The organism is Kitasatospora sp. NPDC092948, from assembly GCF_044754805.1.
GTDB lineage: Bacteria > Actinomycetota > Actinomycetes > Streptomycetales > Streptomycetaceae > Kitasatospora.
The window spans coordinates 120,443-135,520 of the sequence record NZ_JBIVPU010000005.1; the positions used below are offsets into that span (position 1 = coordinate 120,443).

At 74.6% G+C, this 15,078-nt stretch carries 13 protein-coding genes and 1 pseudogene; 8 read left to right on the forward strand and 6 right to left on the reverse strand.

Annotated elements, in window-relative coordinates; all coding sequences use genetic code 11:
- Positions 1–16 precede the first annotated feature (16 nt).
- Positions 17–577, reverse strand: a pseudogene (locus ACIQF6_RS17500) (TetR/AcrR family transcriptional regulator); the annotation flags it as partial.
- 76 nt (positions 578–653) lie between these two features.
- Here ACIQF6_RS17500 and ACIQF6_RS17505 point away from each other — a divergent pair.
- The 5 genes from ACIQF6_RS17505 (at position 654) to ACIQF6_RS17525 (ending at position 5,960) form a co-directional block, all read left to right on the forward strand.
- A complete protein-coding gene (locus ACIQF6_RS17505) occupies positions 654–1,802 on the forward strand; it encodes an alpha/beta hydrolase (RefSeq protein WP_400895624.1) in 1,149 nt (382 codons plus the stop codon).
- A gap of 246 nt (positions 1,803–2,048) precedes the next feature.
- Entirely contained in the window at positions 2,049–3,338 is a 1,290-nt protein-coding gene (locus ACIQF6_RS17510) for an APC family permease (protein WP_400895626.1), read from the forward strand.
- Between the two features lie 691 nt (positions 3,339–4,029).
- Entirely contained in the window at positions 4,030–4,956 is a 927-nt protein-coding gene (locus ACIQF6_RS17515; protein ID WP_400895628.1) for an aldo/keto reductase, read from the forward strand.
- A gap of 336 nt (positions 4,957–5,292) precedes the next feature.
- A complete protein-coding gene (locus ACIQF6_RS17520; RefSeq protein WP_400895631.1) occupies positions 5,293–5,577 on the forward strand; it encodes a hypothetical protein in 285 nt (94 codons plus the stop codon).
- The gene (locus ACIQF6_RS17525; RefSeq protein WP_400895633.1) at positions 5,574–5,960 is read left to right on the forward strand and encodes a hypothetical protein; all 387 of its coding nucleotides are present in this window, start codon (positions 5,574–5,576) and stop codon (positions 5,958–5,960) included. Before ACIQF6_RS17520 ends, ACIQF6_RS17525 begins: the two co-directional genes overlap by 4 nt.
- 76 nt (positions 5,961–6,036) lie before the next feature.
- Here ACIQF6_RS17525 and ACIQF6_RS17530 read toward each other — a convergent pair whose 3' ends face one another.
- Positions 6,037–7,482: a glycoside hydrolase family 6 protein gene (locus ACIQF6_RS17530; protein WP_400895636.1), complete on the reverse strand. Its 1,446-nt coding sequence runs from the start codon at positions 7,480–7,482 to the stop codon at positions 6,037–6,039.
- Positions 7,483–7,835: 353 nt separating this feature from the next.
- Between ACIQF6_RS17530 and ACIQF6_RS17535 the strand changes: the two genes are divergently transcribed.
- Positions 7,836–8,450: a hypothetical protein gene (locus ACIQF6_RS17535; RefSeq protein WP_400895638.1), complete on the forward strand. Its 615-nt coding sequence runs from the start codon at positions 7,836–7,838 to the stop codon at positions 8,448–8,450.
- A 53-nt stretch (positions 8,451–8,503) separates the two neighbouring features.
- Entirely contained in the window at positions 8,504–9,301 is a 798-nt protein-coding gene (locus tag ACIQF6_RS17540) for a DUF6193 family natural product biosynthesis protein (RefSeq protein ID WP_400895640.1), read from the forward strand.
- A 249-nt stretch (positions 9,302–9,550) separates the two neighbouring features.
- Here the strand turns inward: ACIQF6_RS17540 and ACIQF6_RS17545 are convergent, their stop codons facing one another.
- The 4 genes from ACIQF6_RS17545 to ACIQF6_RS17560 all read right to left on the reverse strand — a co-directional run bounded on the left by ACIQF6_RS17545 (position 9,551) and on the right by ACIQF6_RS17560 (position 13,824).
- Entirely contained in the window at positions 9,551–10,258 is a 708-nt protein-coding gene (locus ACIQF6_RS17545) for an ArsR/SmtB family transcription factor (RefSeq protein ID WP_400895643.1), read from the reverse strand.
- A 46-nt stretch (positions 10,259–10,304) separates the two neighbouring features.
- Positions 10,305–12,017, reverse strand: a complete 1,713-nt coding sequence (locus tag ACIQF6_RS17550; RefSeq protein WP_400895645.1) for a hypothetical protein — start codon at positions 12,015–12,017, stop codon at positions 10,305–10,307.
- On the reverse strand, positions 12,014–12,766 hold the full coding sequence (locus ACIQF6_RS17555; protein ID WP_400895648.1) for an ABC transporter ATP-binding protein: 753 nt from the start codon (positions 12,764–12,766) through the stop codon (positions 12,014–12,016). The genes ACIQF6_RS17550 and ACIQF6_RS17555 overlap by 4 nt, the downstream gene beginning before the upstream one ends.
- A gap of 155 nt (positions 12,767–12,921) precedes the next feature.
- A complete protein-coding gene (locus ACIQF6_RS17560; RefSeq protein WP_400895651.1) occupies positions 12,922–13,824 on the reverse strand; it encodes an NAD-dependent epimerase/dehydratase family protein in 903 nt (300 codons plus the stop codon).
- A gap of 163 nt (positions 13,825–13,987) precedes the next feature.
- Here ACIQF6_RS17560 and ACIQF6_RS17565 point away from each other — a divergent pair, with 163 nt between their 5' ends.
- Positions 13,988–15,076: a GlxA family transcriptional regulator gene (locus ACIQF6_RS17565; RefSeq protein WP_400895654.1), complete on the forward strand. Its 1,089-nt coding sequence runs from the start codon at positions 13,988–13,990 to the stop codon at positions 15,074–15,076.
- The last annotated feature ends 2 nt before the right edge of the window (positions 15,077–15,078 follow it).

Genomic DNA, 15,078 nt, shown 5'->3' on the forward strand with positions numbered 1-15,078 from the left:
CCCGGCCCGAGGGCGGTGGCCCGTACACCGTGTTCAGCAGGCCGTCGACGAACGCGCCGAGGTCGTCGAGCCCCGCCGCCGTGCGGGACGCGGGGGTCTCGGCCACCAGGTGGGGGAGCGCGGCGTGCAGGGCCAGGGTGACGGCGGCGGCCCGCCGCGAGGTCACGGGCAGGCCCGCACTGCGCTGGGCGTCCTCGAAGTACGCGAAGTCGGCGGCCGTGAAGGCGTCGAGCGGCGCCGCCAACCACGGCGTCCGCGTCGCCTCGCGATGGAGCTCCAGCAGGGCGAGCACCCGCACCCGGCCCGGCCCCCGGGCATGTTCCAGGAGCGTGCGCAGCAGGTCGTTCAGGCCCGCCCGGTCGACGGGCGCGGGTCGAGGGATCGCGGCGTGCAGTTCGACGATGCGCTCGGTACTCCCCCGCAGCAGGGCGTCCCTGGTCGGGAAGTAGTTCTTGGTGGTGCCCGGCGGCACGCCCGCTGCGGCGTCCACGGCCCGGTGGGTCAGACCCCGGCTGCCGGACTCCGCCAGTACCCCGATGGCCGCGTCGCCCAGGCGTTCCCGTCTTTCCTGATTCACGTACCCAAAACTACCACATCTGTGGTACCACAGATGTGGTAGTTCAAGTCGAGTGTCGAACGGGGAGGTGGTTCGGATGGCCGTGGGCTATCTGACGACGGTCGTACTGGCCACAGTGATCACGGTGTTCTGTCTGGTGCCCGTCCGGGGGCCGAGCCTGCTCTTCTGGTTCAGCTACCGCCTGGGGCTGGTCTTCAACGAACTGCCGTTCCTCGCCCTCTACGGATTGGCGGCGGCAACGGCACTGGCCTTCGCGGAGGGTGACATCGCGACGACGGCGGACCGGGTGGTCGTCGCACTGGCGGTGATCCCCGCCGCCGGACTGGCGGTCGTCGCCCGGCGGGGAACGCACACCGCAGCCGTGGTCGGACGCGCCCTGGACGAGGCGCTCGGGGCCGGAACAGCCACCCGCCGCCGGCCGCCGCTGGCCCGCATCCTGCTCAGGCCCGTCTTTCGCCGGCGCCGCGAAGTCCGGCGGGTGGGCAATCTCAGGTACGGCGACGCGGGCCGCCGCAACCTCCTGGACGTCTACCACCACCGCGCCCGCCCCGAAGGAGGACCCGTACTGATCCACTTCCACGGCGGCCACTACGACCAGGGCCGCAAGAACACCCAGTCCCTCCCCCTGCTCCACCGCCTCGCGAGCCAGGGTTGGGTCTGCATCAGCGCCAACTACCGTCTGCGGCCCGCTTCCTCCCATCCGGACCACCTGATCGACGCGAAGAAGGTCATCGCCTGGGCCCGCGAGCACGCCGTCGAGTACGGCGCCCACCCCGAGGCCGCGGTGTTCGCTTCGGGGAGTTCCGCGGGCGCCCACATGGCGGCACTCGCCGCCCTCACCCCCAACGACCCCGCCTACCAGCCCGGGTTCGAGGAAGCCGACACCTCCGTGACCGCGGTCATCGCCCTCAACGGCTACCTCGGGACGTACTTCGACGGAAACCCGGCCACCTCCCCCGTCAATCTCGCCCGCCCGGACGCGCCCCCCTTCCTCATCGCCCACGGCGACCTGGACGAACTGGTCGGGACGGACAACCCCAGGGCCCTCGTCAACGCCCTGCGCTCCACCTCCACCTCCCCCGTCGTCTACGTCGAACTCCCCGGCGGCCACCACGCGTTCGACCTCTTCCACTCCTTCCGCTTCGAAGCACTCATCGACGGCATCGAGGACTTCGCCGCTTGGGTGCGCAGCAGGGCAGAGCCGGCGCGGCAGACGACCACCTGACCGCCGCTGGAACCCTGGCCCCGCACAGGACGAAGGCCCCGGACCGCAGAGGCGGGTTCCCGCACTGCAACGGTGCTTGCCGTGACGGGCGTTGGGCCGGCTCGTCGGGCCGAGGAGCTGACGCACCGTCACCATGGCACCGCCTGCCGCGCAAACCGCCCGGGTGCGGTGGATTCTGCCGCACGGCGGGCTCCGCGCGGCGAAATTCGCCATCGCGTGCCGCGCGTTCGGGGCCACAATCGCCGCATGTCCGAGAAGATCGTCGAAGGTCGTCCACCGCTGTCCACGGCCGGCGCGGCCGCGCTGTACATCGGGGCCCTGCTGGGCCCGAGCCTGTTGCTGCTCCCGGGGCTGGCGGCGCGCGCCGCCGGCCCCGCCTCGCTGCTGGTGTGGCTGGCCCTGCTGGTGCTGTCGGGGCTGATAGCCGTCGTGTTCTGCGCGCTCGGCACCCGTCTCGGTTCGACCGGCGGCGTGGCCGGCTACACCGCCGCCGGCCTCGGCGAGCGGGCCGGGCGGGCCGCCGCCTGGTGCTTCCTGGCGGGCGTGGTGGCGGGCGCGCCGGTGGTCTGCCTGATCGGCGGCAGTTACGCGGCGGCGGCGCTCGGCACCGGCGAGTCGACCGCGGTGCCGGCGGCGCTGGTGCTGCTGGCCCTGGTCCTGGCGGTCCGGCTGGTGGGGGTGCGCACCGGCGTGAAGCTCCAAATGGCGCTGGTGGCCGTCCTGATGGCCCTGGTGCTGTTCGCCGTGCTCGGTTCCGCACCGTCCTCCCGGGCCGCCAACTGGACGCCGTTCCTGCCGTACGGCTGGGCGGGCGTGGCGCGGGCCGCGCCGCCGCTGATGTTCGCCTTCGTCGGCTGGGAGGCCGCCGCCTCGCTGACCACCCGGCTGCGCGACCCGCGCCGCCAGCTGCGCCTGGTCGTACTGATCGCTTTCGTGGTGACGTCGCTGCTCTGCCTCGGCCTGGGAGCGGCCACCGTCGCAGTGCTCGGCCCGGGCGCGGGCGGCGCCGTCCCGCTGGCGGACCTGATGCGCGCCGCGATCGGCGACAGCGGCCGAATCCTCGCCGTCGGCGCGGCACTTGTGCTCACCCTCGCCGCCACCAACACCTACCTGACGGGCGCCGCCGAACTGGCCGAGGCCCTCCTCCCGCCCGCTCCCACCCCGGGACGACGCGGCTCGTACGCGGTCGTGGCGACCACCGCACTGACCGGCGGCCCGCTGATCGCCCTGGTCGGCTCGGGCACCCTGACGACCGATCAGCTGGTGGCGGTGCCGACCGCGCTCTTCCTCTCCGTCTACGTGGCCTGCACGGCCGCCGCCGTCCGGATCCTGGACGGACTCCCCCGCCTGGCCGCCCTGGTGTGCTGCCCCGCCGTACTCGCCCTGGTCCTCGGCACCGGCTGGCCCGTCCTCGCCGTCGCCGCCGTCGCCGCGACCGCAGCCGCCCTCCCCGGACGCCGCCCGGCCCCCGCCGACCCGGTCGGCGACGAACTCCCGGACGTTACAGCGCCGTTGGCCTCTCACGACAGCCGCTGAACCGACGTGACGGCCGAACGGAAACACCGTGCACCCCTCCCCCGCCGGCTGCGCCCCCTTCCCGGTTCGCCGCAGCCCGGCCGAGTCGGTGCCGACCGTTGTCGATCACGCTCTCGCCCCGGCCCGGGCGCTGCCGCGATCGTCCCCGGCGGGCGAGAGAGCCGACCCGGCCCGACTGCGCCAGGGCGCACGCCTGCGGCGCTGTGGGCCGCTGATCGCCGCCGACAGGCCTGCGGGCCCACGCCCGTGTTGCGGGCAACTGATCGCCCGCCGGCAGGCACCCGCGCCCGCTGGACGCCGAGCACCGTCGGCAGAGCTGCGGCTCCGAGCAGCCAGTTCCGGTGGCCGGCGAGGAGCAGCGCCGGGCCGAGATGGGCCGCCGCCGTGGCGACCGGGCTCCACCGGTGCACGGCCGAGGGCGTTCTGGGCCGCCGCACGGCGCTTCGTGCGGCCCGGACGCACCTCGCCGACCAACAGGAACCGAGGGCGAGCACACGCAGGTGCAGACCCTCAGGCTCCGCCCGTCCTCCGTCCCCGCCTGCTAGAATGGTGATCGTCGCGCAAGCCTTCTCGGCCCGGATTCCGATCCGCCGAGGAGGCTTTTTTCATGCCCCGGGCCGGCCCGCGCCGAGCAGCCGACCGCGCCGGCGGCCACCCGTCACTTCCCCAACTGCCAAGGGAGATCCCTGTCATGAGCTCATGGACGAACGCCGCATCCGCCGCCGGCACGTGGTGTCTCGGCGACCGGGTCGTCAACCGTCTCGGCTTCGGCGCGATGCGGCTGACGGGCACCGCACCGTTCCACGGTGGCGTGCCGCGTGACCGTGACCGGTCGATCGGTGTGCTGCGGCGGGCGGTCGAGCTCGGTGTGAACCATGTCGACACCGCCGCGTTCTACTTCTCGGCGACCCGGGCCGCGAACGAGTTGATCAACCGGGCGTTGGCGCCCTACCCGGACGAGCTGGTCATCAGCACCAAGGTCGGGCCGGGCCGCGACCCGTCGGGTGCCTGGTGGTGGGCCACTCCGGAGCAGTTGCGCGGGCAGGTCGAGGAGAACCTCCGTCAACTCGGCCGCGACCACCTGGACGTGGTGAACCTGCGGGTGCCGCCGAGCAACCGGACGGGCTCGATCGGCGAGCACTTCGCCGCGCTGGCCGACCTGCGCGCGGCCGGTCTCGTCCGCCACCTCGGTGTCTCCCACGTCACGGCCGAGCAGCTGGCCGAGGCCCGGACAGTCGCCCCGGTGGTCTGCGTGCAGAACCCCTTCGGGGTCGGTGCGCCCGACGAGGACCGGGCGCTGCTGCGGCGCTGCGGTGAACTCGGCGTCGCCTTCGTCCCGTTCTTCGCGATCGCCGGCGCCCGCCACGATTCGGCCCGGGGCGCCGACGAGCACGAAGCGGTGCGGGCCGTCGCCCGTGCACACGGGGCGTCCGTCGCCCAGGTCCGGCTGGCCTGGACCCTTCAGCAGGGGCCGCAGGTGCTGGCGATCCCCGGGACCGGCGATCCGGAGCACCTCGCGGAGAACGTGGCGGCCGGCGCGCTGCGGCTCTCGGCCGGCGAGCTGGCCCGCCTCGACGCGATCCGACCGGTCAGCGCCGACGGGCCGGCCTCGAACTGACGCCCCGTCGCCGCTCGGGCGTTCCGGCCCGGGCGGCGGGTGGTTCGCCGCGTTCACCGCCCCGTGGGGTTTGGGCGGGGACAGGTCTCGACAGGGCGGCGACAGCCGGAGGATCGGGCAATGGACCCTGCCCCAGGCGCGTTCCCGCCGCCGTTCCCGCACCTGCCCCCGCTGCCACCACACCTTCACCTGCACTGGCCGCCCTGGCACTGCCCGCACCTGCACCCGCACCCCAGCCCGAGTCCCAGTCCGAGCCACAGCCCCACGCCCAGCCCGACGGCCGCTCCCCCGGCCCACCCTTCGCCGGCACCACCGCCGCCGGAACCGACCCCGGCGGTGGCGGCCCCCGCCCCGCACCGGCCGACACCGCCGCCCCATCAGTCGCCGGTCGCCAAGGCGGCGCCGGCCACCCCCGCACTCGCCCCGCCGCCGGCCGTCCCGGTGCGCCCCGTCCCCACCCCCTCGACGACGCTCGCCGCGCCGCCGCCCCCGGCCGCACCGGCCGCCGCGGCGATCGAGCCGTCCGTATGGGCGACCGTGCTGGTCCTCACCGTTCTGCTGCCGGCGGCGCTCGCCGCATTGGCCGGGCAGCACCTCGTGTCCTCCAGGAGGAGCCGATGAATCCCTCTCCGCTGCTCGGTGCGCTGGCCGCGATGACGCTCGCCGTCGGCTCGCTCGTGATCGCTCACCGACTCCGCCCGCGGACCTCGGAGGGCGAGCCGCCGCCGGACCCGCACCCCGCCCTGGGCGCGATCGGCTCCGGGCTGCTGTCCGGGTTCACCCTGCTGACGGGGTTTCTGATCGCCACCGGCTGGGCCGCGCACAGCACCGGCATCGTCCCGCCGGACGGCCTCTACCTGGCCGACCTGGCGGCGGGCGGCGCGGTGCTGCTGTACCCGTCGCTCGCAGGGCTGCCGGTCACCCCGCGCTACGTGACGGCGGTGTGCCTGTTCGGACTGCTGGTCGGCTACGTGATGGTGACGGCCGTCCAACTCCGGCCGTGAGCAACGACGTTGCCCCGCCGACCTGAGCAACGGGCGGCGGGGCAGCGCGGCGGAGCGGGGCAGCTGGCCGGGCGGGTCAGGCGAGCGTGCAGGCGGCCCCGTTCAGGGTGAAGGCACTCGGTGCGGTGTTGCTGCTGCCGTACGTCGCCTGAAGCCCGAACGCGGTGGACGCGCCGGCCGCCAGGGTGCCGTTGTAGCCCAGATCGGTGGCGGTGACGGCGGCCCCGCTCTGGGTGACGGTGGCGTTCCACGCGCTGGTGACCTTCTGGTCGCCCGGGAACGTCCAACCGAGCTTCCAGCCGGAGATGGTGGCACTGCCGGTGTTCTTCACCGTGACGTCGGCGGTGAACCCTCCGCTCCACCCGTTCACCCGGTACGCGACCGAGCACGACGCCCCACCGCTCGGCGGCTGCGAGGTCGGAGGCTGCGAGGTCGGCGGCTGCGAGGTCGGGGGCTGACTGGTCGGCGGCTGCGAGGTGGGCGGGCTGCTCGGGTCGGCCGCGTTCACCGCCAGCTGGTAGGCGATGTCGGGGACGAACGTGCCGGCGGCGGCCGCGCAGCCGTCCGCCTCGCCCGGGGGCTTGATCCACAGGAACGCGTCGATCGCGCTGTCCCCGGTGCTCGCCGTCGGATAGTTGCCGATGGCGCGCCCGGACGGGTCGCACCAGGTGCTGCCGGCCGGGCCGTTGCCGTTGCGGCTGGTGTCGATGACGGCATGCAGGTTGCCGGGGTTGCCGAGCGCGGAGAGCACGTTGCGCGCGAACGCGGCCTCGTTGGGGGTGGTGTTGAAGTTCGAGACGTTGGTGAAGAAGCCGTCCGCGTTCAGTACGCCCGCGCTGCGCAGCCGGTTGGCCTGTTCGCTCGCCGAGTTCCAGGTGGAGTGCCCGCCGTCCAGGTACACCTTGGCGGCGGGGCTGGCGGCGTGGATGGCGGTGACGGCGCGCGCCAGCGAGGCGAACCGGTCGCTCTGCTGCTGGGCGCTGAGACAGGTGGTGAGCGCGATCGAGTCCGGTTCGAGCACCACGACGGAGCGTGAACTCCCCAGCCCGGCGGCGAACTTGGTGACCCACGCGTCGTACGAGGCGAGGTCCGGCGCCCCGCCGGCGGACGCGCCGCCGCAGTCCCGGTTGGGGATGGCGTAGGCGACCAGCACCGGCGTCTGCCCGGCCTGTTCGGCAGCGGCCGTCACCGCACGGACGTCCGAAGTGACGGTGTTGGGGCGGTAGTTGCTGAACCAGATGCCCTGCGGCTGGCTGGCGATCCGCTTGGAGATCACCGGCGTGCGCGAGTCGCCGGGGTTGGCGGCCACCCACTTGACGACCTGGGACGTCGAGTCCCGGTAGAACTGCGTGCCGCCGGGCAGGCTGCCCTGCACGGCGGCGTCGGCACCGCCCTGCACGCCGGCGACCAGTCCGAACGCGGCGGCCGTGGCGGCCAGCGCGAGCCCGGCGGCCCGGCGGGAAGGGCGGCCGGTGGGGCGGGGTGGGACGGTGCTGCTCCGGTGGGGGTCGGGGGTGTGCACGGTGTCCTCCGGGGTGCTCTCGAGTGGGAGAGGGCGGCCGCCCGCCCGGGTGGGGGCAGGCTGACCTGGGCCGCAGCGGGAAGCAGAGCGTGGGAGCGCTCCCGCAGCGGGCACGGCCGATGGTAGCGGTCCCACCGGCCCCGGCGGCAGGCCGCGCACACCGCCAACTCCTCTTGTTCCAACCCTCATTGACACCCCTTCCCGCGCTCCGACCTGCACCCTCTCCGGACGTCCCGGGCCTTCGGGCCCCCGGCCCCCCGCCGTGTAACTTCCACCGAATCACCATGGCCCGGCGTCGGATCGGGCGCGTACGGTTGTCCCAGCACGTGCGGCAACCTGGGGAGGGACGGACGATGCGCACTCTTGGGCGGGTGGCCGGGAACGTGGCGCTGGCCGCGCTGATCTGGGCGGCGGTGCTCTTCGCCTTCCGCGGGCTGGCGGAGCTCTCCTACCGGGCGAGCATGCAGGTCGCCATGCCGGCGATCGTGATCACCGTCCTGTGGATCGTCTTCGCCGCGTGGTCGTCCTCCCACAAGGACCCGACGGGCTGGATGATCGTGGTCGCCGTCCTGGCCGTCGTCATGCTGATCGCCCACAGCTACCTGCTGGACGTCCGGGCGCTGCGCGACCACGGCCTGTTGCAGCACGCCCGGATCACCAAGGTGACCACGGAGTTCAACGCCGACAACACCTCCTACCCGCGCTACACCCTGGAGGCCATCGACGGCCCGCCCATCACCGGCACCGTCACCGCGGGCTCCGGCTCCTCCTACCGGGTCGGCGACACCGTCACCGTCACCACCGACCCGTCCGGCCACGTCGGCACGGAACTCGGCACCCTCCCGAGCGCCACCGCCGAACGCTGGACGCGCTGGGTCGACACCGCGGCGGCCGCCCTGATGATCCCGGCCCTGGCCGGCTGGGCGATCACCCGCATCCGCAAACGGCCGACCCCCGAGCGCGGTTGACGCCCCGGAGGGCGCGCCGGAGTCCGCTGCGCCCCGCCCGTACACTGCGCGCCGTGACTGATGCACCCGCGGATCCCGCATCCACCGACCACACGGCCACCGACCGCACTGCCGCCGATCCCGCATCCACCGCCCGCGCTGCCGCCGATCGCACGACCGCCGAACGCGAGGCCGCTGCCGAACGGGAGGCCGCCGCTGCCGCCTTCGGCGCGCGCCTCGGCCGGGCCGCCGCCGAGATCGGGCTGCCGCTCCCCGCGCCGGCGGAGCTCGCCCGCTCCTGGGCGAGGTTCCTCGACCACGGCACCGGCGACCAGGCTTCGATCCGCGCCTGGGTGCCCGACGCAGGGCCCGCCGTCTCCCTCGCGCGCGCCGAAGTGACGCTCGCCAACGGCCACGCGCCGGATCTCCCGGGGGCGGTCCGCGCGGTCATCGCCTGGCAGGCGGGTGCCGACCTGGCGGAGGTCCGGTCCGTCGCGCCGTTCCTGATCGTCCACGACTGGGCGTTCGCGCACGAGCGCACGCCGCTCGGCGAAGTGGAGCTGATCTGGCATCAGCGGCTGGGCCGGTTCGACACCCGGCCGCCGCACCGCGACCCGCTCGGCAACCGGGCGATGTTCGAGGCGGCGTTCGCCGAGCCCCGCCTGCGTCGGCTGACGCCGGTGACCAGCCACTACCGGCTGTGGTTCTCCGCCGTCCCGCACTTCCCGTTCCAGCGGGTCGGCGGGTCCATCGACCCGCTGCTCGACGGGGGCTTCCTGGTCCGGAACAGCCCGACCAGCCCCGCCGTCGAAGTCGCCACCGCCGAGCGGGCCGTCGCCCTGCTGGTGGAGGGCCTGCCGCCGGGATTCTGACGGCGCGCCGGGCCGGAGCACGTCCCCGACGGCTCCGAGCCCTGCGTCCCGCGCCCGGAGCCGTTCCGGTTCCGGCTGAACGCCGGCAGGATCGGCCGGGTGCCGGAACGGGATGCGCCGCACCGGCCTGACCAGCCCCGGCCGGGCGCGGCCGGGCGCGGCCGCCGACGCCGACGAACCCTGCGGCCGCCGTCCTGTCGCCCTCCGGGTGTCCGGTGGCCGGTGCCGCTCCCCTGTTCCGACGGGCCGTCAGGCCGCCACCGCCCCGCCGGCGTCCACCGGGAGGTCGGCGAGCCGCCATTCCAGCATGCCGTCGTCGAGCCGGATCGCCCGCCGCCCGCGTGCGGTGAGCAGCCGGACGGCGTCGTAGGCGAGGGCGCAGTACGCGCCGCGGCAGTAGACGACGACCTCGGCGTCCTCGGGCAGTTCGCCGATCCGTTCGGCGAGTTGCTCGACCGGGATGGAGAGCGCGCCGGGGATGTGCCCGGCGGCGTACTCCTCCGCGGGGCGGACGTCGAGGGCGATGGCCTGGCCGGCGGCGACCCGGCCGAGCAGTTCCTCCCGGCTGAGGGCGTCCGCGTCCTGCGGCGTGTCGGGGCCGAGGTAGGCGGTGCGGGCGGGGGCGACGGCGGCCTGGTGGCGTTCGGCGGTTCGGCGCAGCAGGTCGAGGAGTTGGGCGACGTCCTGGCCGGCCAGGCGGTAGTGGATGCGGACGCCGTCGCGGCGGGTGGCGACCAGGCCGGTCTGCTTCAGGGTCTGGAGGTGCGCGGAGGCGGTGGTGAGGTTGAGGCCGGCGGCCCTGGCGAGGGCGTCGACGGTGCGCTCGCCCTGGGCCAGCAGGTCGAGCAGTTCGAGCCGCTTGCCGCTGGAGAGGGCTTTCCCGGTGGCGGCGAATGCCTCGTAGAGCTCGGTCTTCGCGGCCCGGTCCGCCATGGCTGCCGCCCCTTTCTCGGTCATTCTATGGAATAAGGGTACTCCGCGCCGGGGACCGGTCCCGGACCTGCTACGCCCGTCCCACCGCACCCGGCCGGGCCTGCGCGGGGAGCTTGCCCGCCCTGCCCAGCGCCCACTGGACCAGCGTGATGGCCACCGTCGCGGCGATCGCCGCCACCGGGATCAGCGAGCCAGCCGACCCGCTGCGCAGGGCCGCCGAGATCGGCAGGGCCAGCACCGGGACGGCAACGGCGGGGCCGGCCGCGTACCAGACGGTGAAGAAGGCGACGCCGCTGCCTCCGGCGGTGCCCCGGTAGAGCAGGTCCTGGCGGGCCGCGCCGCGGCAGGCGTTGACCAGGCCGGCCGTGACCAGGGGCGGGACGGCGAGCGGGGCCAGCCAGGATGTCGGCCCGCCGCCGAGCGAAGCCGTCACGGCCGAGCCGGCCAACGCCAGGGCGAGGCCGAGAACGGTGGGGACCACGGCGTGACGCAGCATCAGGCCGGCGAACGGGTACGGCGACCAGGACGCGCGGCGCACGTCGTCGGTCTCGATCCGGGCGGGCTCCAGCAGTTGGGCGACGGCCAGGTAGTCGAAGACCAGGGCGACGGCCGTCACCAGGAAGGACATCAGGCCCGTGAGGTCGTGTGCCAGTACGGCGCAGAGCACGGCCGGCACGGTCAGCAGCACGGCGCGTCCGAGTCGTGCGGGTGCGCGGAGCAGGGAGAGGGAGTCCCGCCAGTACAGGATCAGCCAGGGCCGGCGGGGTGCGGGCAGCCGCACCCGGAGCTGTCGGCCGCTGCCGGACGCGCCGGTCACGGTCAGTCGGGCGGCGCGCAGTTCGACCGTCCGCAGCGCGGCCAGCACGCCGGCCGCGGTCCGGGCGCGCTCGCGCAGCAGGGGCAGCGACAGCGTGGCGGCGGCCCGGTCGGCGAGCACCAGGCAGCCGGCGGTCGACGCGATCAGCAGCGCGGCGGCGATCGCGCCTCCGGGGACGGCGGCGGGCGTCGGCGCCAGTGCGGCGATCCCCGCCCAGCCCCACGGGCCCGACCACAGCTCCACCCGCTCCAGCCAGTGGACGGGGTGGCCGGCGACGGCCAGCGCGCTCTGCACCGCGAGCGCCATGACCAGCAGGGTGGCGTACGGGGTCAGCCTGCGCACCCAGTGCGCGACCCGGGCGCTGCTCTGCACCAGCAGCCCGGCGCAGACGCCGAGCAGGGGCAGGCCGAGCCCGCCGACCAGGCACCAGCCGAGGGCGGCGGGCAGGCCGACGCGCACGGTCAGGCCGAGCGTCACCATGCCGCCGACGGCGATCACCAGCCCGGGAAAGGCGGCCAGTGCGCAGGAGAGCCAGAACCACGGCCGCAGCACCGGGCGGGTGCGGACGGGGTGTGCGAGCAGCCAGTCGGTGGTGGCCCGGGGCGGCACGACCGGCCCTCGCCACAGTCCGTCGCGGACGGCCAGCAGCACGGTGGCGAGCCCGGCGGCGGCGATGCCGCTGGGCATGGCGGCGAGCAGGTCGGGGCCGTGCCCGGTGTAGTCGGCGCCCAGCGAGGCGTGGAGGAAGAGGCCGAGGCTGGGGATGCCGCCCCAGATCACCAGGATGAGCACGGTGCAGTACAGCGCGAACGCGATCTGCTTGGCGCGGTTGCGCCGGTGCGGTGCGCGCAGGGCGCGCAGCACCGCCAGCGCCTCGTCGGTCCAGTCGTCGTCGGCCGTCCACTCGGCGGCGGTCGCGTCCGCGTCCTCCCCGGGCTCGGTCGCCGCGACGTCGAGGCGGCTCACCGGGCGCCGGCCGATGCGGCGCGACCGGCGGTGCCGATGCCTTCGTCGGCGAGGACCGTGGCGGGTGCGCCCTGCCGGACGATCCGTCCCTCTTCCAGGACCACCACCCGGTCGGCGACCTCCCGGGCCAGGTCGGTGTGGTGGGTGACCAGCAACACGGCCACGCCGTCGGCGAGTTCCGCCGTCAGGAGTTCGGCGAGCCGTCGGCGCGCCTCCGGGTCGAGGCGCTGTTCGGGCTCGTCGAGGAGCAGCAGGTCGCGGGGCCGGACGAGTGCGCAGGCCAGCAGCAGGGCCTGCATCTGTCCGGAGGAGAGGGCCGAGGGCAGCGCGTCGGCCCGCTCGGTGAGCGACCGGTTCTCCAGCACCTGGTCGACCCAGTCGGCGGCGTCGGCGACACCGTGTGCGACGGCGACCAGCAGCAGGTGCTCGCGCACCGTCAGGTCGGGGTAGCAGGCGACCGTGTCGCCGACGACCGCGACCCGGGCCCGGATCCGGGGGTCGTTCTCGTTCATCGCCAGGCCGTCGAACCGGACGGTCCCCGCGGTCGGCAGGTCGCGGCCGGCCGCGACCCGCAGCAGGGTGGACTTGCCGGATCCGTTGTGCCCGAGCAGCGCCACGCACTCGCCGGCGGCCAGTTCGAGATCGACGGGGTGGAGCACCTCCCGGTTGCCGTACGAGCGGCTCACCCCGGTCAGTTGCAGCAGCGGCTTGAGTGCGCCGGCTCGGGGTGCGGCGGAGTTCTTGGCCATCTGGACGGGCGCCTCTCGACGAATTGGTCGATCAAGTATGGCCCGCCGTCCCCGGGGCTCTTCCCGCCCCCCGGCGCCTGCCCGAACGCCGTTGTGCGCAGAGCGAGTTCCCCCGGCCGGGCGGGCGGGCCGGGGGAACTCGCCGCTGCGGTCGCTCAGGCCGTCAGGGCCTCGCGGAGCGTCGAGGACTTGACGCCGAAGGTGTCACGGATGGCGCTGTCGTCCACCAGGAACGGGCGGTCGGACATGTAGCTCATCTCGATGAACTCCCGCCACAGCGGCTCGCTCAGCGACATCAGGGTCATGTCCCGCTCGGTGAGCGACTCCAGTCGCGGTTCGGGGGCGCAGTGCAGTTCGGCGAGGGCGGTGGCGGCCTCGCGCAGGGTGGCCGTGATCACGGGCGCGTTCCAGGCCCGCCCCCAGGACCGCTCGTCGCGGCCGACCGCGACCAGCGCCGCGGCGACGTCCTCGATGTACGAGAACGCGTGCACCGCGTCGGGGTTGCCGTGGGCGAGGGCCAGCTCGCCCTCCTGGACGCGCGGCGCGACGAGCAGCGTGAACGCGGAGACGGCGCCCGGGCCCAGGTACTGGCCGGCCCGGACTTCGGTGACCCGCAGCCGCCCGTCCCGGTGGGCCTGCTCGGCCTGCCGCCACAGTTCGGCCCGGACCTTGCCCTTGCGGGTGTGCGGGAGCAGCGGGGTGCGTTCGGTGATCGGGCCGGTGGTCTGCTGGTAGGCGTAGAAGTTGCCGAGCATCACGTAGTCGGCGCCGGCCCGTTCGGTCGCCGCGAGGATCGACGCGAACAGTGGCGGCATGGTCTCCGGCCAGGTGTGGTAGGCCGTCATGGCGGCGTTGTAGACGGTGTCCGCCCCGGCCAGTGCCTCGGCGAGTTCCTCGGTGCGGCCCGCGTCGAGGGCGATCCGCTCGATGCCCGGGTGGTCGGGGCCGCTGCCGCTGCGGGTGACGAGACGGACCTGCTGTCCGCTGTCGGCGAGCTGCTTCGCGGTCGCGACTCCGGTCGCGCCGGCCCCGATGACGACTGACGTGGACTTGGCCATGATGGCGGCTCCGTTCTGCTCAGGAGTGGTGTCCCCGGGGGGACTTGATGCGCGGGGGCCCGACCGCGAGCCCTACTCTGCCCGGCGTTCGGGGCGTAGGGTCAGTGGCCTGATAGCCACGATCTCCAAGGATTCGGCCAAGGATTCGGCCAAGGACTCAGCCATGAACACCGCCACACCTGTCGCACCTGCCGTACGTGTCGCACCCACGACGCCCAGCACCCCCGGTACGCCCACCGCACCCACCGCACCCACCGCACCCACTGTGCCTGCCGCGCCCGCCGTACATCGGGTCGCCGTGCTGGCCGTCCCGCCGGTCAAGCCGTTCGATCTGTCGATGCCGTCGGTGCTGCTGGAAGCCGTCGAGTTCGACGGTCGCCCGGGGTACGAGGTGACGGTGTGCACGGCCACGCCGGGTGTGCTCGCCGCGTCCGGCGGCATCGGGGTGGTGGTCGACCGCGGCCTCGACGTGCTGGCGGCGGCGGACACGGTGATCGTCCCGTCGACGGCCAGTCGGCACGACGCGGAGCCGGCCGCGCTGGACGCGTTGCGGGCGGCGGCCGCGGCGGGCAAGCGCATCGCGTCGATCTGCAGCGGTGCTTTCGTCCTCGCCCAGGCCGGCCTGCTGGACGGCCGCACCGCCACCACCCACTGGGCGCTGGCCGAGGAGCTGCGGCGTGCCTTCCCCGCGGTGCGGGTGGACGCGGACCGGCTGTTCGCCGAGGACGGGCGGATCGTCACGGGCGCCGGCTCGGCCGCGGGGCTCGACCTGTGCCTGCACCTGATCGACTCCGACTTCGGGGCCGCCGCGGCCAACGCGGCGGCCCGGGCCGCCGTCGTCACCCCGGTGCGCCACGGCGGCCAGTCGCAGTTCGTGCAGACGCCGCTGCCGGCCCGGACCGGCTCGCCGTTGGACGCCGCCCGGACCTGGGCGTTGCAGCACCTGGACCGGCCGATCTCACTGCCCGAGCTGGCCGATCGGGCGAAGGTCAGCGTGCGGACGCTGACCCGCCGCTTCGCCGCCGAGACCGGGGTGACGCCGTTCCAGTGGCTGCTCCAGCAGCGGCTGTTGAGAGCGCGTGAGCTGCTGGAGACCACCGGGCTCACCGTCGACCAGGTGGCCGATCGCTCCGGTCTCGGCTCCGGCGAGTCGCTCCGCCAGCACCTGAGCCGCCAGCTCGGCATGACCCCGGCCGCCTACCGCAGCGCCTTCGCCCATCGGCCGAACGCGTCGGCAGGGGCCGGGAGTTGACT